Consider the following 20,193-nt stretch of genomic DNA (forward strand, 5'->3'; position numbering starts at 1 on the left):
GCGCAAATCGGGACCAGGACCACAATCTGTTGCGAAATTGCGGCTGGAGGGTGGTCTGCACCCATCGGGATGTCGCATAGGCGACGGACCACTGGTGACGGCTTACCCCGTCACGTGTCCCGCGCCCAAGGAGTTCCCATGCGTCTGTCCCCAACCCTGCTCGCCGCAGGGCTGTCGTTCCTGCTCGCTTTGCCAGGAGGAGCGGCCACCCTCTATGTCGCCCCCAAAGGCGCCGTCGCCGCCAAGGCCGTCGCTGACGGCAGCAGGGCGCGCCCCTGGAAAAGCCCCGCTGCAGCGCTGGCCAAGGCCAAGCCGGGGGACACGATCGTGCTTCTCGACGGCGATCACGGCACGCTGGCGATCAAGGACCGCAAGTTTGCCAGGGCGGTCACCATCCAGGCCGAGAACCCGCGCAAGGCCCATCTCGAGCGCATCGCGATCACCGGCACCTCCGGAAACATGGTTTTCCGCAATCTTAGTGTCTGGCCGTCCAATCCCGCCAAGGCCGGGGCGACGCGGGTCGATGCCGGTTTTGCGACCAATGTCACCTTCGATGGGCTTGACGTGCGCAGCGCCTCGACTGCGGCGGGCTATGCCGGCTGGACCAAGGCGCAATGGGAGGGACATGCGCTCAAGGGCTTCCAGGCCCGCGGCGCGGGGGTAACGCTGAAGAACAGCACCTTTACCGGTCTGGGTTTCGGCGTCGTCATGCTGGGCAACGGCGCCACGGTCGCCGGCAACGCGGTGCGCGGTTTCTCGATGGACGGGATCCGGGTCCTCGGCAACAACAGCACCGTGCGCGGCAACCTCATCACTGATGCGGTGCGGATCAACAAGAACCATCCCGATGCCATTCAGTCCTGGGCGCAGAACGGCAAGCCGGTGAAGGGACTGGTCATCGCCGACAACACGATCGTCGAATGGTCGTCGGCGAAGAAAAGTCCCTATCGCGCCCAGTTGCAGGGAATCGGCCTGTTTGACGGCTGGTATGAGAACCTCAAGATCACCGGCAACGATGTCGCGGTCACCGCCTATCATGGCATCGCCGTCTATGGCGGTCGGAACGTGCAGATCACCGGCAATACGGTGGTCAATGCCAAGGGCAACAAGGTGGGTTACCCCTGGATCGGGATTTTCGACAAGAAGAAGGGCCCGCCGTCCAGCAATGTGACCGTCAGCGGCAACACGGCGATGAAATATCTCGGTCTCCCTGACAGGGCCAACAAGGTGGTCTCAAGCGGGAACGGGGTGATCGCCAATCCTTCTGCGACCCTGAAGCCCATCCTCTCGGCCGTGGCATCGGGAACCGCGGTGGCCGTCATCAAGACCGCCGCCACGCCGAGCCAACTGCTGGTCCCGGAGACGGCGGTCATGATGGCCCCCCAAAATGCCATCGGAAATGCTACCGAGGCGATCCTGGCGCGAACGGCGGCCCCGGCCTTTGCCACAGCGGTTGCGTTGGAGCAGAGCGGCGGGCAGGGGGCCGCCTTGAGCCAGGCCGAAGCCGTGGCGGTGCCGCTTCCCGCGGGGCTCTGGCTGATGGCGGGCTCGCTGGCTTTGCTCCTTGGCCTGCGCCGGAACCGGACCGCGTAAAAAAGGCTCTATTCAGGCAGATTTGACAAGGTTTTGCGGGATGACGGGGCGATCCACATCGCCCAGATCCATCCCGTGACAAATCCGCCGAGATGGGTCTCCCAGGCGAGACGGCCCCCCTGCAGCACCCAGAGCGCGAGGTTGAGCAGGACAAGCCCCGCCACCCGGTTCGCTACTGGCCAGAGGGAGGTGCGGGCGCGCCGCGCCTCCTGCCCGTCCCAGGCGAGCCAGGCGCCCGCCAGCCCGAAGAGCGCCCCCGAGGCGCCGACCATGGGTTGGGCGCTCGATGACAGCAGGCCGAAGGCCACGGCCCCGCCGAGGACCGACAGGAGCCAGACGGCCAGGAACCCGCGTGCGCCCGCCTGGTCGATCACGATCGGGCCCAGCACGAACAGGGCCGCCAGGTTGCCGATCAGATGGCCGAATCCGCCGTGCAGGACCGAATAGGTCACGAACATCGAATAGGGCTGGATCGCGTAGTTGGGGCGCCAGTCATGGAGAAGCCCCACCCAGAAGGCGAAGTTCTGGTAGGCGAGCGGACGCCAGCGCGCCGAGCCGAACAGCCCCAGATCGGCGGCCTGCAGAACGAGTTCGGGCAAGGCGAGAAGAACCGCAAGCCAGATCAGGACCGGGGGTGCCCGCCATCCCCGATGCTGCTCCTCCTTGCCTGCCCGCACGCCGTTCTCCTGCCTTAAAGCCCCGGCAGGATACAGCGGCGTGATTCCGCGGCGCTACGGCAAATTCTGGTGATGCGGTTGCAAATGGGGCAGGGGCGGGCGATCATGTTCGCCGGAAAGGAAAAAGGAACCGGGTCGCAATGCGTCTCAAGGATTTCACCAGGTTGCGCAAGGTTCTGGTCTGGGCGAAGCGGACCTGGCTGCGCAAGGTCTGGAAGCTCGACATCGACCCGACCGTCGACATGTCGCTGTCGGCGAAGTTCGACCTGACCCATCCCAAGGGCATCCATGTCGGCGCCCATACCTATATCGCCTTCGAGGCGCGCATCCTGACCCATGACATGACCCGCAACATCCGCCGCCATACGCGGATCGGGAAGAACTGCTTCATCGGCGGGCGGTCGCTGATCCTGCCGGGGGTCACGATCGGCGACAGCTGCATCGTCGGCGCGGGCTCGGTGGTCACGAAATCGGTGCCGTCCAACACCATCGTCGCCGGCAATCCGGCCAAGGTGATCTACAGCGGGGTCGAACTTCTGACCTATGGCCGGATCGACCCGGCCAACAAGCCGCGCAAGGATGCCGTCCTGGTCCGGGCGGCCGAGTAGGCCTTTGCGGGCGGTCCTGCTTCTTCTGCTTCTGGTTCTCCTCGCAGGCGTGCTTTGGGCCGCAGGCCGCGCTGCGGGGCTTTATGCTGGCGAGCCGTCCGCGCCGGCGCATCGGATACCCGATCAGGCTGCCGTTCCCGGCGAGGGGCCCTTCCGCATCGTGGCGCTTGGCACCAGCCTGACGGCGCGGGGCGACTGGCCCGACCAGCTGGCACAGGCGCTGTCAGACTGTGCGGGGCGGCCGGTGACGGTCGAGCGGGTCGCAAAGGCAGGTGCAGGGTCGAATTGGGGGCGGGAGCAGGCGGCGGCGGTGCTTGCGCTGGCGCCCGACCTTGTCCTGATCGAGTTTGCCATCAACGATGCCGATCTGCGCGACGGCGTGTCGCTGGTCCGGGCGCGCGATAGCCATCTGGCGCTGATCGGCGCGCTTGAGGACGGGCGGCCGGCCCTTCCCTTGATGCTGATGACCATGAGCCGCGCGGAAGGTTTGCGCGGGCTCATGCGGCCCTGGCTTGGGGCGTATCATGCCCAGTATCGCGATCTGGCGGCAGGGCAGGGACTAGGTCTGATCGACCTGGCGCCGCTCTGGGCGGCCGCCCTGGCCGCGGGGCGGGGGGCAGAGCTTCTGCCCGACGGCCTGCATCCGACCGACGCGGCCGTGGCGGAGATCGCGCTGCCGGTCATGGTCGCCCAGATCGGCCGGCTCCTGCCCGGTTGTTCGTGAGGTTTCGCGCGCGAAACGCCGTGCGCGGTTCTCAGTTCGGCACGTAATCCGGCAGTTTCTTCAGCGCCAGTTCCATGAAGCGCTGCATGCGGGCATCGGCATCGGCCTCGGTTTCGCCCTGGCCAAGGGGCGTGACGAAACGCACCAGCGCGCCGTCGGCGCGGCCCATGGTCAGGCTGTCCCAGACGACCGAAGCCTTGGCCTTGTAGTCGTTGGTCATGCGCTTGCCGCGCTGTTCGAACCAGTAATAGACGATCTGCTTGGACAGGCCCTTCTGGATCACCGCGCGGTTGACGTCGAAGCTGCCATAGGCGGTGCCGGGGATGTCGACCTTGTAGGGCTCGATCGAGAAGACCTCCCATCCGCCCATGGGCAGGCAGACCTCGGGCGAGTGGATGCCCTGGCCCTCGGTCAGCTTGTCGTAATAGGCGACGAAGAAGTTGACATAGCCGGTCTCACCCGGCGCGGCATAGGAGGCGTTGATGTAGTCATCCGCCGCCAGGACCCGGGCCACGTCCGGGGCAAGCTCGCTCGAGGCACCCGACCAGGGGCCAAGGTCGCGCGGGAACAGCATGAAGGCCTCGCGCGTCGGCTCCACCCGCTCGGGGCGCGGCACCAGCACATAGGCGGCGGCGACGGCGGTCGAGAGCACGGCGGCGGCAATCAGCCCCTTCGAGGCGGTGATGCCGAGGACGCGCGCCGCCTGGGGGCCAAAGCCCTGGAAGTCGAGGTCGATCGTGTCGGCCAGCGATTTCGGGTTGGGGGTCAGCCGCTGCAGGCCCATTGCCATGACGAACAGGATCGCGACGCAGAGAAGGAAGATCACCCAGCCTTCGAAGAAGTGCAGGAAGCCCTCGGCCTGTTCGATGCCATAGCTGTTGACCAGAATCCCGATCACGCCGATCCGGACCGAGTTCATCAGCACGGTCAGGGGCGCGGCCGACAGAAGCAGCACCGCCTTGTGCCACATCGGACCGCGATAGAGGATCGAGAACAGGTAGGAGAAACTCAGGATCGGGAAGAGGTAGCGCAGCCCCGAACAGGCCTCGGCCACCTGCAGCTTGTAGATGCCCAGGTCGATGACATTTCCTTCGAGGAAGACCGGAACGCCTGCCAGCTGCACGAACCAGACGCCGAGCTCCGACGAGATGCCTTGCAGGAAGATCGAGAGCTTCCAGTAGACGAACTGGGGCAGGGGCAGCATGAAGACGAGATGCACGACCGGCAGGAAATGCCGCTTGCCCTGCGCCCAGCCGAATCCGGTCAGCATCACGCCGCCGACCCAGAGGATCAGGGCATAGGTGACGATGTCGGGGATCTGGACAAGGTTGCCGAAGATGCCGAAGACCAGCGCGAAGAGGATGAGCAGGATCCCCGGCCGGCGATCCGCCGGCGTGCCGGGCGGGGCAGGGGGCGTCATCCGCAGTTCGCGCAGGAACAGGTAGAGCGAGATCAGCGGGATCAGCGGCCCATGGCTGTATTCCGGCGTCGCCCAGGCCTTGCCGAGCGAGATGAAGCCGATCCAGTAGACAGGCAGGGCCGAGACGATCAACAGCGCCAGCCAGAACAGGCCGGCCGGGTTCAGCGCAACGCGCGAGGCAAGGCCGAGGGTCTTCGACGAGGGGGCGGAGACGGACATGCGTTACCCTGTGAATGCGCAAGACAAAGGCGCGTGAAAATATGGTCGCCGCCTCCCCCCGGATGGCTCGGGAGGAAACTACACGGAATTGCGGCCTAAATTAATCATCTCTGCGTGAAATTTCGAGGCATGGGGCGCCAGGAAACAGCTTGTCGACGCAGCGGCGTCGTCAGAAACTGCCCCGGACCCGGCGCTTCAGAGCCCGCACCAGCCGCTTGAACGAGAGACCGGCAGGTTCGGGTGGCTTTGGATTGATCGGTTCGGACAGCACCTCGGGCCAGAGGCGCAGGGCTATCTCGCGATAGATCTCGTGGTCGAGGCCGATCCGGTGACGGGGATCGGTGGCCAGCATTGCCTCCAGTGCCTCCCGGTTGTTGAAGGGGGTGAAGACCTCCTGCGCAATGTCCCATTCGAGTTGGCTCTGTGCCTGCCAGCCGCCCAGTCGGTTCTCCCAGTAGAAGAGGTCGAACAGGTTGATGCCCGACGTTTCGGCCGCCTGCACCGCCTTCGCCAGCCAGTTTTCCACCGCCTCGCGCAGGAAGGGCAGCCTGTCCCAGCCGGAATAGCGGCGCAGGAAGAAATCCGTGTCAGCGTCAGCTTCGGGCACGCCGGAGGGATAGTAATAGCAGCGCCCGATCTCGGAACAGTTGCCCTTGATCGCGACCCGGTCCTGCGGCAGGCCCTTCAGCATGCCATGGGCGATCTGGCCCCAGTCGTCCATGTGGCTCGGGGCGGTGTTGCTCTCGTAGATGGAGGCGAAATCGGCGGGGGCTTCGGCGCGGCAGTCGATCAGGTGGTGGGTGAGGCCGAGCTTGCCGAGCAGGCGGCGCGGAACCTGGATATCGGCCGATTGCTCGTCGAGCTTGCGGTAGCGCAGCGTGTAGAAATACATCCCCGCCGCCTCGCCCTTCGTGGCGGCCAGCAGCGTGCGGGAATCGAGACCGGCGGTGAGCGGGAAGGCGAGGGGGCCGCGGCGGGCCATGCCGGCGATCGACTGGCTCAGGATCCGGGCGATCCTGTCGGCCGCCTCGGGTAGGGTGCGCGGCTGCAGGGTCGCAAAGGGCCAGTAGCGGATCTGTGCCAGATCGGCGGTGCGCAGATAGTGGTTCGGCACCAGCTGATGGACATCCTCGTAAAGGCCGGTGCCGCAGGGCAGCCAGTGCTCGCGCTTGTTGCGCACGTAATCCGAGGCCCAGTAGTCGCGGGCACGCGCCCCGGGGGTGAGCGGCGCCACCAGCCCGAGGATCGGCGGGGACGATCCGATCGCCAGATGTCCCTTGTTCTGGCGGTAATAGACCGTGCGCAAGCCGCAGGGATCGTGGAAGACCGAGAGCCCGTCCGCACCGAAGACCAGGAGCACGAAGCGGCCGGACAGGCGGTGCAGCCCGCGAGCGAGGGCCGCAGGGTCGAGGCCGCCTGCCGCGAGATCGGACAGGATGTCGCGGTCGCTCGCTTCGGGGCGGTCGGGATCGAGGACAAAGCCCAGAAGGGCCAGTTGCGGACCGGTTTCGCCTTCGAGGACAGTCAGCGGCAGGTTGGGATGGCGGTAGAGATGCCAAGCGCCCAAGCTCGCCTGCTGCAGGGGAGCAGGCGGGGCCGGAAGCGGGGCATCGGTCAGCAGGAACTGCCGGCGAAAGCGCAATTCGGGCGGCACGACAACTCCATCCATGGCCAGCTTCGGCAGTGGCGGCCCGGCTCAGGGGGTAAAGTCGAAGCTCCGGGCGATGGTGATGTAGAACAGCGGCGAGGTGGCGGTGCCGCCCATGCCGTCTTCCTTGTAGGTGCGGTAGCTGACGCCGGTGTCGAGGTTCCAGTCGGGCGTCAACTGGTAGTAGTAGCTCGCCGTCAGGCCGCTGCGCCAGCTCGCATCCGAGGATTGCGTGCCGTCCGCCTGGGCATAGGTGGCGGTCAGGCCGAAGCCCGAGACCTGGTTGATGCTCTGCCGGTAGTTCAGCGCCACCAGCGAGGAGAGGCTGGTTTCGTCGGTGTTCCAGGTCGTGACCTTGCGCGCCAACTGCGCCGACAGCGTGCCGGTCGGCAGTTTGCGCCGCCAGTTCAGGCTGCCGATCGGCTCGACATTGCCGAATTCGGGGTCGGTGAGGCCGAACGTGAAGGACAGGCTGCCATCGGGCAGCTCCAGCGAGCGGCCGAAGACCAGATCCGTCCGCTGCGCGCCCTCGGCATCGGTCAGGAAGGCAAGATCGGCGGTGATCGCGCCGTTCGGCATGTCGAGCGTGTAGCCGAGATTGCCGACGGGCTTGTCCACCGTGTCGTCGGGCGAGCCGATTTCTTCGGTGTTGATATGGGTCAGACCGATCGAGCCGTTGACCGTGGCCCGGGCCGAGACATCGTATTCGAAGCCGACCGTGCCGAGGGTGGTCGTGCGATAGGTCTCGACCGAATCCTGTGCATCATAGGTCGAATAGCGCAGCGAGGCGGTGGCGCGGGCCACGTCGGACAGGCGCAGGAAGGCTTTCACGCCGGCATAGGCCCGGTTGTAGTTGTAGAGATCGGGATCGACCTGCCCTGAATAGTCGATGCCGCTGGTGCCGGCCGACAGGTTGAAGCGCAGCGGATCGCCTTCGTTGGTCTGGAGCACGATGCCCGCCCCGTAGCTCGTGCGCGTGCCGTTGCCCTGCAGGTTCTGGAAGTCCTCGGGCAGAAGGATGTCACCGTTTTCGTCGATGAAATCCTGCAGCGTCAGCGTGTCGATACTGCTCTGGACGTAGTTGGCGAAGACCGACAGGTCGGCATTTTCGCCGTTGCGGCTATAGGTGAGGTTGAAGCGCGGATCGGCGAAATCCCATTCGGTTCCGTTGGTATCGGGGGTGTTCTGAATCTGCAGCGCGCCCGACACGCCGAAATTCAGCTTCTCGATCTCGCTGTCCTTGGTGATGCCGAAGGACAGCGTCGTGGTCGAGATGGTGCTCGATCCGAGTTCGGGATAGTCGAGCTGCAGGTTGCGGCCCGTCTCCAGGCGTTCCGAAATCCCGAGCCGCATCCGCAACGCATCGATCTGATCCTGTGCCTGTGCGATCACCGGCAAGGAAAGAGCGCCCAGAAGAAGGACGCGCGTTGCTGACTTCTTACCCACCTGCACCTCGATTTATTGTTTTTATTCTTGGACTTGATTCTATTCGAACAGTCGTCGTGTCGGAATAACGATCACGTCTCCCTCTGTGACGACGGTATCGAAACCTGCTGCCGTCCCGGCCTTCTCGACCTGAGTATAATCGAAATTGTAGACGGATGTCCCGCGCCGAAGCTGGATGCGCTTCTTGGCGGCGAAATTCGTCATGCCCCCCGATTGCGCCAGAACCTGAAGGAGCGTCGTGCCCGGCTCGACCTTGAGCTTTCCGGGATTGGAGAATTCGCCCATCAGGAAGATGTTCACGCCGGGCGCCTCGGCGGCCGGACCACCCGCGGCTTTCGGGGCCGCGAGTTCGGCGATGCCCACATAGACGGTCGGCGCCGCGGCGAAGTTCGGGGTCAGTTTCTGGGTGATCTCGGCCTGCACGGCATCGAGTCCGCGCCCCCCCGCCTGGACAAGGCCCACCAGCGGCAGCGCGATGGTGCCGTCGGGCAGCACGAGCGTCTCGCGGTTCAGCGACGGATCCTCGAGCACCTCGATGCGCAGCACATCACCGGGCTTCAGCGTATAGCCGGTCTGGGCCGAGGCCGAGGTGACGGCCATCAGGAAGCCCAGAAGGGCGATCACGTATTTCATGGTCCAGCTCCTTCGGACATGACGGTGGGGGCAGAAAAGCCCCGCCGTCCGATCCCCCATCTTCTTACTAGCCGGTTTGGATCGCAAAAGAAGCCCTCACGGTTCGATAATTACAAGTCGGTGGGGAATCGTAACGGCCTTGCAACAGAATGCTCCCTATTGGGGGATAATGCGACAAAACAAGGATAATCCGCCGGATTTGCGCCCAATTTCCGCCATTGGAAATGTCTACCGCTTGTCTCATGCGATCCCGGACATGTGCTGGAATCGGGGGCAGATACAGGCTGGAAGGCGGGCTGAAGGATGGGGAAAACCGATCGGAAACGGGGCTGGCTGGGCCGGTTCCTGAATGGCAGCGAAGGCAGTGTCACGGTTGAATTCGTGCTGTGGCTGCCACTGTTCCTGGCGCTGATCCTGGTCACCGCGGATGCCTCTCTGGCCTTTACCCGGCAGTCGAACTTCTGGACGGTCTCGCGCGATACCGCGCGCATCGTCTCGCGCCACGGGCTCGATACCGGTGAGGCCGAGCGCTATGCACGGCGCCAGGCCCGCTTCGGCGATTACACGCCCGATGTCTCGGTCCGGGTCGACAAGATCGCCTCGACCGTCACCGTCACGATCACCGGCGATGCCCAGAAGCTTGCGCCCTTCGGTGTGCTGGGGCTGGCGCTTGGCAGCACGGTTTCCGCCCAGGTGACGCAGACGCTCGAGCCCATCTGATGGCTGGCCCGAAGGCCAGCCTCGGGGCCGCGCGCCGGTTCGGTCGCGAAGAGGCCGGGGCGGGCACGGTCTTTGCCCTGTTCGGCATCACCATCTGCCTGATGCTGGCGGGAATGGCCGTCGATTACAGCAATGCCTGGCGCCAGCGCGAGATATTGCGCCTGTCCGCCGATGTCGCGGCCCATGCCGGGGCAGGGATCCTGGCCCGCGGCGGCACGGCGGCCGGGGCCATGGTCGCGGCGAACACCGCGATCGAGCTGAACACGCCGAAGGAAAAATACGGCCGCGTCCTTTACGACGCCATCGAGGATATCCGGCCCTTCCATTACGACCTTGCCTCGAACCGCGAGATGCTGAGCGGCCCGATCAACGCGATTTCCGTCCGGCTGGAGCGCAATGAGCGGGTCCGCAACCCCGTGCCGACCTTCCTCCTGCGCCTGATCGGGCAGGATGACTGGAACATCGCGGTAGAAAGCGTCTCGGCCGTGGTGCCGACCGAGCGCTGCCAGAGCAGCGAGGGGGTCTTTGCCCATGGGCAGGTGACGTTGTCGGGCAAGTCGATGGTCGGCAAGGAGGTCTGCCTGCACAGTCAGAAGTTCGTGGCGCTGCAGCAGCCCTCCTCCTTTGCCGCCGATGCGGGGCTGAGCATGCCCGACATGGGCAGATGTGTCGGCTTCTGCGATGATTCCTCGAGCCCGGGCTACGATGCGGCCGCAGCCTCGGTGAATCTGGTCATGCCCGAGACGGCGGCGTTCATTCAGGAACTTGCCGATAGTTTGGGCGACCCCAAGAAGCAGTCCGCCGCCGAGACGGAGTTCTTCGCCGCCCATCCGCTGGCCGGCGATCTTGCGGCGCTCGACGAACTGGGGGTCGACACGACCAAGCTGAAGACCGGCGATGTCGTGCCGCTTTCGGCCACGCTGTTCCAGCGCGCCCGCAGCCTGCCGGCCGGGCTGGTCTACAATGTCACCTGCGGAACCGAGGAGGGCGCGGTGCTGCGCATCGGCCTTTCGGCCGAAGAGGAGGAGGCGGCGCTGATGGCCCCCGACAGCATGAGCGCCGAAGAGATGGCCATGGTGGGCGAGGAGGGGGTCGATGGCACCCTTGCCAAGACCGTGGCCGAGACGGCTGCGGACAGGGCGCCGGAGGGCACCGACCGCGTCGTGATCGCAGGATCGGTGCTTCTGTCGAATTGCGCCTTCCATTTCACGCCCACGGCCGAGATTCGCGACGCCCTGCTGATCTCGACCCGGACCGGGCTTGATGCGGTGCTGACCGCCGCGGAGGGCGCGGTGGCCGGCGACGAGGCGCTGGCCTGCCGTGCCAGCCGCCAGTCGGTGATCATGGCGCTTGGCTCGATGACGGTTCCGGCCGGCTTCACCGCCTCGAACGCCAGTTTCGTGGTCGCGGGGTCGGTGCGGATCGGAGGCCTGCCGGAGGGGCAGCCGGCCCTGCACCGGGGGCTGGCCATCCATTCCGGCGCAGAGGTGCAGTTTGCCGGCGCCCATTCCTTTGACTCCTGCGGATCGGGCTCGGCGACACTGCTGCCGACGCTGGATGTCATCAAGTATGTCATTCCGACCCAGACCTTCGTTTCGCAATAGGGCCCTGCGGATGAATGCACGTGCAGCATTGCAAGGCTTGCCCTTGGCGTCGGCTTTGGTGAAGCATGGCGGCAGCGGCCCCAGCCGTCCCGTGATCCGACACAACAAGACCCGACCCGGAGAGTGCGCATGACCACCCCCAAGGCCCATAAGCCGCGCCTGACCCGCGGTCAGCGCTTCCTGCGGCTTCTGGGGTCGATCTTCGATCCGCGGGCGATCGGTCACATGGCCAAGATCGTGAACTTCTACAACACCACCCATGTCACCGAACTGCGGCAGGCGCGGCGGGGATCCGGGCTCCATATCAGCCCGACGGCGAGCTTCGCCAATGGCCGCAACATCGAGATCGGCAACCGCGTCCATATCGGCGCGGGCTCCTTCGTCTGGGCCGGCCCCGGGCGCGGACGGATCATCCTGGGCGACGACGCGCTGATTGCGCCGGGCGTGATGCTGACGGCGGCGAATTACCGCTTCAACGACGGCAGCCCGATCAATGACCAGGCGATGGACGAGGCCGATATCACCATCGGCCGCGATGTCTGGCTGGGCTATGGCGCAGTGGTTCTGGCCGGTGCGTCGATCGGCGACGGGGCGATCGTGGGGGCGGGGGCGGTCGTGCGCGACAGCATTCCCGCCGGGGCGATCGTGGCGGGCAACCCGGCCCGCGTCATCGGCCAGCGGACGATCCGCACGGGCGACGTGCATGTCATCGCCCAGGGCGCGGTGGCCGACCGGGATCTGCTGCGGCTGATCGCGGATGAGGTGAAGATAGATCCGGCGCGCCTTGACCTGCCGCTGGACGAGGCCGGTATCGACAGTTTCGACCTGATCTCGCTGCGCATGGCGATCGAGGCGCGGCTTGGCGTCGGCATTCCAGACCGCGAATGGGCCGGAATAGGCTCTGTTTCCGACATTGCGCGCCTGCCGAGCCTGGCGGGCGGCGCCAAGGCCGCGGCCCCTGTCCGCGCGGCGGAGGCGGTCCCGTCCGCACAGGTCCGGCTGGCCCCGGCCCAGGTGGCCTCGGGCAAGGCGCAGCGGCATTACATGCTGAACATGCCGCAGATGGCGCTGTCGGGCCTGGGCGAATCCTGGCTGTTCAAGGAATTGGGCGACATCCACTGGGCAATGATCACCGCCTTCCTGCAAAGCCCCTCAAGCGGGATCGCCGACGAGACCGGGGATCGTCTCTATGCCACCTTCACCCGGATCCTGCTCGAGGCGACGCCCAGCCTGCGCGGCTTCCGCGAGAATGACCTGTTCGACATTTCCTCCTCGCTCGAACGCTATGGCGCGGGGATGTTCTTCGGGCTTCATCACGTCAACGGACCCCAGGCCACCTGCCGGGCGCGGACCATGTCGACCTTCGCCAAATATGGCGAGCGGGGCGAGAATACCTCGCTCATCAAGGGCACGCCGCTGATCCCCAACCCCGAGGCGCTGCCCTCGCTGGACACACTGCCGGAGTTCGGCGCCGAATACCGCACCCGTCGCGCCGCCGATCCGGGTCCGGCGATCTTCGAATGCGATTACGAGATCCTGCCGCCGCATGACATCAACGGCGTGGGGCTTTTGTATTTCGCCGCCTATCCGACGGTCTTTGACCTCTGCTTCGAGCGGTTCGAGGGCAAGGGCTTCCTGCTTGGACACAGCACGGTCAGCAAGGACATCCTCTATTTCGCCAATTCCGAGCCGACCGAGACCCTGGTTTTCCGTCTGCACGCCCGCGAGATGGAGGACGGTCTTTTGCTCCACACAGCCTCGCTGTCGCGCAAGAGCGACGGCAAGCGCATGAGCGAAATCACCAGTCTGAAGCGGCCGCTGGTCTAACGATTTTTACATAATATTGCTTATCATACTTTAGCGGGGCATAGGGACAGCAAGCAGGACCGATCAACCACCCTGCTCTGCAGGCCTCAACAGCGCAAATGGCCCGATGCCGGCTCTTTGAAGCTGGGTGATCGCGTTCCTCAGGGTTTCTTCCTGGCCGTGCAGCAGGAACGGAAAGTTCCTGTGCGCCACCTCCTCGATGGTCATGTTTGCCGCGATATCCGCTTCGACCCTGGTCATGCCCTGCACCCACCAGTCGCGCCACGCGAACCCGGCCTGTATGTTCCAGGGCAGAAAGACGAGAAAGAAGATCGCGGCAGTATTCATCATGAAGCGTCGCATCGGCACGGGACCGAAGAGTTCCAAGGCACAAAACGCCGCGAGGAGAGGCATCACTGAAAAGATCGCGTAGCGGTCCGGCATCCGGTAGGGATAGGTGCCGCGCGCTGCCGCGATCAGCACGCCCAAGGCCAGACCGGCCGCGATGAATGAGGCGAGTCCGAATGCGCGCCCGCCCGTTGCCCGCCAGTTGCGCAGGAACGCGACCAGCGATGCCGCCCCGCCGCCAAGGCAGACCAGGACGGCCAGGACGGCGAGGGGACGCTGGAAAAAGATCGATCCTGCACCGAACGCCATGGCAAAGTAGGCATTCGCGGCATGAACAAACTGCGGCCAGTTGGCCAGTGGCGGGGACCACGACGGTTTGACATAGCCGACGAAGTATAGGGCAGACGAAAGCACGGCAAGCAGCGCGCCCGCGAACATGACGCGACCGGTCCGGCGGGCTTTCGGGCCGTTGTTCCTGACCTCGTAAATGCCCGTCAGGATTGCCCAGGGAACCATGGAACAGGCCGTGACTATTCCATTCGCCCCGGAAAGCGGCAGCAGGCAAAGACTGACCGCTGCAATCAGGCTGTCGCGAAATGCCAGTGTCGGTCCTTGGCGCAGGATCACGAAGAGCAGAAGTCCCGTCAGGAAAATCGACCAGACGAACTGGATCTGCCAGCCCCAGAGCAGGTTTTCCCAATGGCCGAGGTTGAGCAGGGCGAGAGGGAAGATGACATCAGACAACCGGATGCCACCCCTTGCCTTGACCATTGCCTGAACGAGGAGAAGGGAAAGCCACACCATGAGGCCCTGGCTGATCACCATGCCCGAGCGGAAATCCCCGGTCAGCCAGAGCGCGCAAATATAGATCAGCCTCTGGACAGGCAGCCGATGTTCATTGTTCTGGGACCAGAGCCATGAAAGGAGATCCGGTTCGTTCCCTGTCATTGCCGGGACCATGAAATAGTCCTCGTGCATGCCGATATTGGGTACCCAGGCGATCATGCTGATGATCAGCATGCCGAACAGGATGCCTGTGACCAGATGGACAGCGAGCTGTGCCGTTTCCTCCTGCTTCACTTTCGGCCCTCTGACCTGCGGGCGATATCCCGCACCGGTGCGTAGGGCCCTGCCCCGAACCAACGGGCCCGCAATATGTCCACGAGCACCGAGGCGTATCCCTTGCCGACCTTCAGGAGCTTGAAGGTCGAAGAGCCCATGTCGAACGACCGGTTGATCCAGGAAATAGGCACTTCGGCCACGGAGTATCCCATCAGGATCGGCTGTAATCCGGTCTCTGCGTTGATCGAGAACCCTGGCGAGGTCAGCACGAGGCGCTTGGCGACGTCACGCCGGAAAAGCTTGAGGTTGTTCGTGACATCCCGGAACTGACGCCACATCAGGATCGCCGCGAGCAGGTGAAATCCGCGGTTCGAAATGATCTTCATGATCGGGTAGTTGAGCAGGATGCTGTGACGCGAGAAGCGGCTTCCGACCGCGACATCGGCCCCCGACGCCGCGGCGTCAAACAGGTCGCGCACCTCTGGCAGAAGGTGCTGGAAGTCGCAGTCCATGGACAGGATCCAGTCCCCGGTTGCGGCATTCATCCCGTCCGTGATCGCGCGTCCCACACCGTTCGGCGGGCTTCGATAGACCGGACGAATACGGGGATCCCGAGCCGCGTAGCCAGCAATGACCTCTGCCGTCCTGTCGCGGCTATTGTCATCCACGGGGATGATCTCGTGGATGTAGTCTCCGTAAAGCTCGAGCAGCCGGTCGATCAGCGGACCGATATTCATTTCCTCGTTGTGGCACGGAACCACGATCGAAACCTTGCCCTTGAGTGCCGCATGGTCGCAAAGCATCGGGCTCGCCACCATCTGACGCCGCGGCGGCTTCTGGGCATGAAGCAGGATCGTCCCGGCGAACAGTTGCACCACCGGGGTATTCTCGGCGATGATCGATATGTTGCGCAGGGCGCGGATCATCCAAGGGGTGAGAGGGGCATAGACGAAGTCGGTAAAGACCGAGAACACCCGGATGAAACCGACTTCGGAAAACAGTTCGTAGAGGACAGTCCGGCTCAGCAATTCGCGGCTGTCCCGCTTCCCGAAGATCCGGCTGGTCAGCCGCCGGAGTTTCAGCCAGGGATTCCACGGATTGCTCTCGAAGAACACCACCTGGCCGCCGGGCACGAGCAACCTGTGAACAAGGTCCAGAGTGGCGGCGACATCCTTGGCGTCCAGCATGTCGAGCCCGACGGCGCAGTCGAATTCTCCGCCATCGATATCGATGCCATCCCCTGCGACGCGAAGGATATCGACGGAGTCCGGGAGCGGCGCCTCGTCCCCATGGGGTGGGTTGTCCCGGAACGACAGGGCCACGATCGGGTTTTCGCCACGTGTTACAGCCGCGAGCTTCCGCGTGAATGCCAGATCGCCGCATCCGAAATGAAGGATCTTCTGGCCAGGCGTGAGGTGAACGAGATGGCGCACGGCCTGTGCCCGCCAAAGCAGGCGCTCTTCCCCGATCGGATCCCGCTCGACCCGATACCGATCCCTGAACTCCTCTCGACCCGCAAGCGTGTCATTGGACGTGATGCGCACTGGCATCCGGGCCCGGAACGATTCAGACACTGGCTCCATCTCCCCTGGGCACCGATCCCTCTTCGTCGCCGATGAAGTTCTGCACCTTCCTCGGCAACTGCGGTGAAAAGACAAAATGCCGGCGCAGCAAGAAATTCCACGCCAGGATGAGCGGTGTTGCGACGATCTTTGCCACCAAGGGGGACAGGCCCAAATGCACCATGCCAAGGACCAGGAGTATGGTCATTCCCGCACCGGTCGCCGCCACCGTGGCCAACATCGCGAATTCGGTCACGAACCGGCGCCGCCCCCCCCGGAAGGCCACCAGTCGGGACAGGATATAATTCGTGATCGTCCCGGCCAGGAAGCCCGGGATCAGAGCCAGCACGTAGCCATGCGGAAGCAGCGCGATGAAGACGGCAAGATCAACGAGGAAGGATATGCCGCCGACAAAAAGGTAGAGAACGAACTGGAGAAGCGCCCCATGGCGTGAAGACAGCATCGGACTGCCAAATCGCGTCGCAGAATTACCGCCGCGCGAGACATGCATCGGCAATCTCGCGAATAATGGCTGGGACGTCGTGCTTCACGCTCCAGGCAGGAAAATGTGCCCTGAACTTTGAGACATCGCTGATCCAGAAGATATGATCGCCAATGCGAGCCTCATCGAGGTAGGTCCAGTCGAGCTTTTTGCCGACGTAGGATTCCGCGAAGCCAATTGCTTCGATCATGGAACAGTTGGACCAGATTCCCCCGCCGATATTGTAGACTTCGCCAGAGCGTGGGGCCTGGACAAACTCCCAGAAGGCCTCGACCAGATCGTGGGCGTGAAGATTGTCGCGGACCTGCTTCGCCTTGTGGCCGAAGATCCGGTAGGGCAAACCGTCGACCACCGCGCGGACGAGATAGGCGAGAAAGCCGTGAAGTTCCGCCCCGGCATGGGCAGGGCCGGTCAGGCAGCCTCCGCGAAATGCGGCCGTCGGCATGCCGAAATAGCGGCCATATTCCTGGACCATGATATCGGCCGCAGTCTTGGACGCTCCGAATACGCTGTGCAGGGTCTGATCCACACTCATCGATTCATCTATGCCCAAGGCCGAGTATGGGTGCGAAGGATCGACGACCCATCGCGTTTCGTTTTCAACGAGAGGCAGCCGGTTCGGGGTGTCGCCGTAGACCTTGTTCGTGCTGGTGAAGACGAAGGGGGCATTCGGGCAGTGCCTGCGCGCGGCCTCCAGCATGTTCAGCGTTCCGACGGCGTTTACGCCGAAATCGACCTGGGGGTCGCGGGCCGCCCAATCGTGAGACGGCTGTGCGGCCGCATGGATGACGGCATCGACAAAGGTCCCATACCGCGCAAACAGCGCCTCTATCGCAGCCCCATCCCGAATATCGACGGAAACATGGGTATATCTCTTCAGATCACGTTCCAGCTTTTGCCGATTGGAGCTTGTGCTTGCATCCGCGCCGAAGAATTGGCTGCGCATATCGTTGTCAATGCCGACGACATCCCAACCCTTTTCATGAAAAAAACGAGCCGACTCCGAACCGACAAGTCCACCGCTGCCGGTAACAATGATCAGTGACATATCTTGACCTCAAATCCCGGATTTTAGCGTAAGTCATGTCCGGTATCATGTCACGAAAACTCGGCAGCTGTTCGTCCCTGCTCAACACTGCATCCGCGATGGCGGCGTTGGTTTCGCAGAGATGACCTATCATGGGACGAGGCGTGCTCGCGGCAGGCGCCTGCCGTCATTTCCGACCCGCGCAGCTAGGCGCTTAGCGCCATGCCCATCCCGCGATCTGTCCCAGGAGGTCGCCGTCCTGGCGGCCTGCTGTGATGCCTATTCATCACCTGTCACCGACTGACCCGACGAAGAGCGGGATGAGGGGTGTTGGATGATGACTTGAGGCCCATGTTCGCCTAAAGAGGTCTTGGGGGGCAGACAGCATCGGGGAGATGCTATGTCCTTGTCCTATCGTCGAGAGATTGACGGCCTGCGCGCGATCGCCGTTACCTCGGTCATTCTCTATCACGCCGGTCTTGCCCAAGTGGGGGGCGGCTATATCGGCGTCGACATCTTCTTCGTGATCTCGGGCTATCTCATCACCACGATCCTGGTGTCCGAGGCCGAAGCGGGGCATGTCTCCATCGTCCGCTTCTACGAACGGCGGGTCCGGCGGATCCTGCCGGCGCTCCTCACCGTGATCCTCGCCACCCTGCCCTTCGCCTGGGCCTGGATGCTGCCGGAGCAGTTGCGCGATTACGGCAAGAGCCTGGTCGCGGTCATGGTCTTCGCCTCGAACATCCTCTTCTGGCGTCAGAGCGACTATTTCGCCCCGGCGGCCGAGGAGAAGCCGATGCTCCACACCTGGAGCCTGGCGGTCGAGGAGCAGTTCTACGTCTTCTTCCCCCTGGTGGTGGCCCTGCTCTGGCGGTTCGGGGCCAGGCGCTTTACCCTCCTCGTCTGGGCGACGGCGCTGGTGAGCCTTGCCGTCAGCGACTGGGCCTCGCGCCATGCGCCGACCGCCAATTTCTACCTGCTGCCGAGCCGGGCCTGGGAACTCCTCGCCGGTTCGCTCTGCGCCCTCTGGCATTTCCGCCATCCGCTCCGCGGCCATCAGGGGCTGGCGGCGCTCGGGTTGGCGATGCTGGTCGTGCCGATCTTTCTCTATACGGCCGAAACGCCCTTCCCCGGCCGATACGCGGTCGTCCCCGTGGCCGGAACGGCCCTGGTCATCCTGTTCGCAACCTCCGGCACCTGGACTGGAAAGCTTCTCGGGTTGAAGCCGATGGTCGGGATCGGCCTCGTCAGCTACTCGGCCTATCTCTGGCACCAGCCGCTCTTCGCCTTCGCGCGGATCCGCACGATAGGCCCTGTTCCGGCGGAACTCATGGCCGCGCTGATCCTGGCCACCTTCCTGCTCGCCGCGCTGAGCTGGCGCTTCGTCGAGCAGCCCTTCCGTGGCCGAGCCCCCCTCTTGCCGCGGCGGAGGCCGCTGTTCGCCTCCATGGCGCTGGCCTCGCTGATCGTCGCGGCGATCGGCACCGGTCTCTGGCGCACCGATGGCCTGCCCTCGCGATTGCCGCCCGAGACCTTTGCCGTGCTTGCCGAGAAGGAGGACAGGGGGATCTATCAGGCCTGCCTTGATGGCCGGCTGCACGGGCTCGCCTTCGAGGATTGCGGGCTGGGGGACGCCGCGCAGCCGAAGGCCGATTTCATCCTGATCGGAGATTCCCTGGCGGGGGCCATTGCGACGGGGCTCGGCCGTGCCGCGGAGCAGGTCAACCGCCGGGGGCTGTTCCTGGCCACCCAGGGCTGTCCCGCCCTTCTCGGGTTGGGCGGATCCTATCCGCCGCGCGCGGGCAGGTGCGAAGAGCTTCAGGACAGGATGATCGGGGTCGTGAGGGAACAGGGCGTGCGCACCGTCTATCTGGCCAGTGCCTGGCGCGCGGTGAGGCCTGCCAATCTGTGCGCGTTTTCCCGCGCGCCCTGCGGGGCGGATCCTGAGGAGGCTGAGGCCTTCCTCAGGAAGCAGGTCTTCGCGACCCTGCATGGGCTGAGCCAATCCGTCGGGGATGTCCATATCATCGGATCGCCTCCCCGCGCCGACTTCTCGCTTCCGGATGCCGTGGCCAAGGGCCTGCTCTACGGCGACAGGTCCGATATCCGGATCGATCGGGCGGTCTGGCACCCGGCCTTCTTCCTCGAGACGCTGGACGCCGCCCGGGGCGAGTTCACCTCCTACATCGATCTCGAACCCAGCTTCTGCGACGGTGACATCTGCTTTCTGTCACGGAATGGAATGCCGCGATTTGTCGATGCGACCCACATGACCCGCAGGCAGGCGCTTGAGCTGGCAGAGGTCCTGAAGCCGAGCCTGCTGGCTGGTCGGGGCCAGTGAGGATGGCAGGGATGACTCAGGGGAAAAGGGGACCGAAGGCGTTGCGTGAAGACTCGGCCCCTGGGGTCCTGTAGGGTCTTCCGGGGGGCAAAACAGCATCTGGGGAGATGCCATGTCCTTGACGTATCGGCGAGAGATCGACGGGCTTCGGGCCATCGCCGTTACCTCGGTCATTCTCTATCACGCCGGTCTTGCCCAAGTGGGGGGCGGCTATATCGGCGTCGACATCTTCTTCGTGATCTCGGGCTATCTC

The 20,193-nt window shown here is 64.3% G+C and carries 17 protein-coding genes; 8 read left to right on the top strand and 9 right to left on the bottom strand.

Annotation, left to right across the window (positions count from 1 at the left end):
* Positions 1–138 precede the first annotated feature (138 nt).
* Positions 139–1,593 (top strand): right-handed parallel beta-helix repeat-containing protein, encoded by a 1,455-nt coding sequence (locus tag L0V05_RS20055; RefSeq protein ID WP_234873279.1) that lies wholly within the window; start codon positions 139–141, stop codon positions 1,591–1,593.
* An 8-nt stretch (positions 1,594–1,601) separates the two neighbouring features.
* Here the strand turns inward: L0V05_RS20055 and L0V05_RS20060 are convergent, their stop codons facing one another.
* Positions 1,602–2,270 (bottom strand): rhomboid family intramembrane serine protease, encoded by a 669-nt coding sequence (locus tag L0V05_RS20060; RefSeq protein ID WP_234873280.1) that lies wholly within the window; start codon positions 2,268–2,270, stop codon positions 1,602–1,604.
* 140 nt (positions 2,271–2,410) lie between these two features.
* Between L0V05_RS20060 and L0V05_RS20705 the strand changes: the two genes are divergently transcribed.
* Complete coding sequence (locus tag L0V05_RS20705) at positions 2,411–2,878, top strand: acyltransferase (protein WP_319937969.1); 468 nt, start codon at positions 2,411–2,413, stop codon at positions 2,876–2,878.
* Positions 2,879–2,882: 4 nt separating this feature from the next.
* Entirely contained in the window at positions 2,883–3,602 is a 720-nt protein-coding gene (locus L0V05_RS20070) for an SGNH/GDSL hydrolase family protein (RefSeq protein ID WP_234873281.1), read from the top strand.
* A 31-nt stretch (positions 3,603–3,633) separates the two neighbouring features.
* On the opposite strand, the gene xrtD is transcribed toward L0V05_RS20070, so the two are convergent.
* The 4 genes from xrtD to L0V05_RS20090 form a co-directional block, all read right to left on the bottom strand.
* Positions 3,634–5,241, bottom strand: a complete 1,608-nt coding sequence (gene xrtD / locus L0V05_RS20075) for a VPLPA-CTERM-specific exosortase XrtD (protein ID WP_234873282.1) — start codon at positions 5,239–5,241, stop codon at positions 3,634–3,636.
* Between the two features lie 169 nt (positions 5,242–5,410).
* On the bottom strand, positions 5,411–6,910 hold the full coding sequence (locus tag L0V05_RS20080; protein WP_234873283.1) for an asparagine synthetase B family protein: 1,500 nt from the start codon (positions 6,908–6,910) through the stop codon (positions 5,411–5,413).
* Between the two features lie 27 nt (positions 6,911–6,937).
* Positions 6,938–8,335 carry a hypothetical protein gene (locus L0V05_RS20085; protein WP_234873284.1) on the bottom strand — a complete coding sequence of 466 codons (1,398 nt, stop codon included), beginning with the start codon at positions 8,333–8,335 and terminating at the stop codon, positions 6,938–6,940.
* A gap of 39 nt (positions 8,336–8,374) precedes the next feature.
* Positions 8,375–8,968 carry a polysaccharide biosynthesis/export family protein gene (locus L0V05_RS20090; RefSeq protein ID WP_234873285.1) on the bottom strand — a complete coding sequence of 198 codons (594 nt, stop codon included), beginning with the start codon at positions 8,966–8,968 and terminating at the stop codon, positions 8,375–8,377.
* 303 nt (positions 8,969–9,271) lie between these two features.
* Between L0V05_RS20090 and L0V05_RS20095 the strand changes: the two genes are divergently transcribed.
* From L0V05_RS20095 to L0V05_RS20710, 3 genes are all read left to right on the top strand, one after another.
* Complete coding sequence (locus L0V05_RS20095; protein WP_234873286.1) at positions 9,272–9,688, top strand: TadE/TadG family type IV pilus assembly protein; 417 nt, start codon at positions 9,272–9,274, stop codon at positions 9,686–9,688.
* The gene (locus L0V05_RS20100; RefSeq protein WP_234873287.1) at positions 9,688–11,292 is read left to right on the top strand and encodes a TadE/TadG family type IV pilus assembly protein; all 1,605 of its coding nucleotides are present in this window, start codon (positions 9,688–9,690) and stop codon (positions 11,290–11,292) included. The genes L0V05_RS20095 and L0V05_RS20100 overlap by 1 nt, the downstream gene beginning before the upstream one ends.
* A 129-nt stretch (positions 11,293–11,421) precedes the next feature.
* Entirely contained in the window at positions 11,422–13,119 is a 1,698-nt protein-coding gene (locus L0V05_RS20710) for a Pnap_2097 family protein (protein ID WP_319937970.1), read from the top strand.
* 63 nt (positions 13,120–13,182) lie between these two features.
* On the opposite strand, the gene L0V05_RS20120 is transcribed toward L0V05_RS20710, so the two are convergent.
* The 4 genes from L0V05_RS20120 to L0V05_RS20135 are packed head-to-tail and all read right to left on the bottom strand — an operon-like array spanning position 13,183 to position 17,620.
* Complete coding sequence (locus tag L0V05_RS20120; protein WP_234873288.1) at positions 13,183–14,526, bottom strand: hypothetical protein; 1,344 nt, start codon at positions 14,524–14,526, stop codon at positions 13,183–13,185.
* Complete coding sequence (locus tag L0V05_RS20715) at positions 14,523–16,082, bottom strand: glycosyltransferase (protein WP_234873289.1); 1,560 nt, start codon at positions 16,080–16,082, stop codon at positions 14,523–14,525. The genes L0V05_RS20120 and L0V05_RS20715 overlap by 4 nt, the downstream gene beginning before the upstream one ends.
* On the bottom strand, positions 16,075–16,533 hold the full coding sequence (locus tag L0V05_RS20130) for a GtrA family protein (RefSeq protein ID WP_234873290.1): 459 nt from the start codon (positions 16,531–16,533) through the stop codon (positions 16,075–16,077). The genes L0V05_RS20715 and L0V05_RS20130 overlap by 8 nt, the downstream gene beginning before the upstream one ends.
* Positions 16,534–16,558: 25 nt before the next feature.
* On the bottom strand, positions 16,559–17,620 hold the full coding sequence (locus L0V05_RS20135) for an NAD-dependent epimerase/dehydratase family protein (protein ID WP_234873291.1): 1,062 nt from the start codon (positions 17,618–17,620) through the stop codon (positions 16,559–16,561).
* A 379-nt stretch (positions 17,621–17,999) separates the two neighbouring features.
* Here L0V05_RS20135 and L0V05_RS20140 point away from each other — a divergent pair, with 379 nt between their 5' ends.
* Positions 18,000–19,940, top strand: a complete 1,941-nt coding sequence (locus tag L0V05_RS20140) for an acyltransferase family protein (RefSeq protein ID WP_234873292.1) — start codon at positions 18,000–18,002, stop codon at positions 19,938–19,940.
* A 112-nt stretch (positions 19,941–20,052) separates the two neighbouring features.
* The coding region (locus L0V05_RS20770) for an acyltransferase family protein (protein ID WP_406565998.1) at positions 20,053–20,193 on the top strand (141 nt) is incomplete at its 3' end.

It is taken from the genome of Alitabrizicola rongguiensis (genome assembly GCF_021491355.1).
GTDB lineage: Bacteria > Pseudomonadota > Alphaproteobacteria > Rhodobacterales > Rhodobacteraceae > Aliitabrizicola > Aliitabrizicola rongguiensis.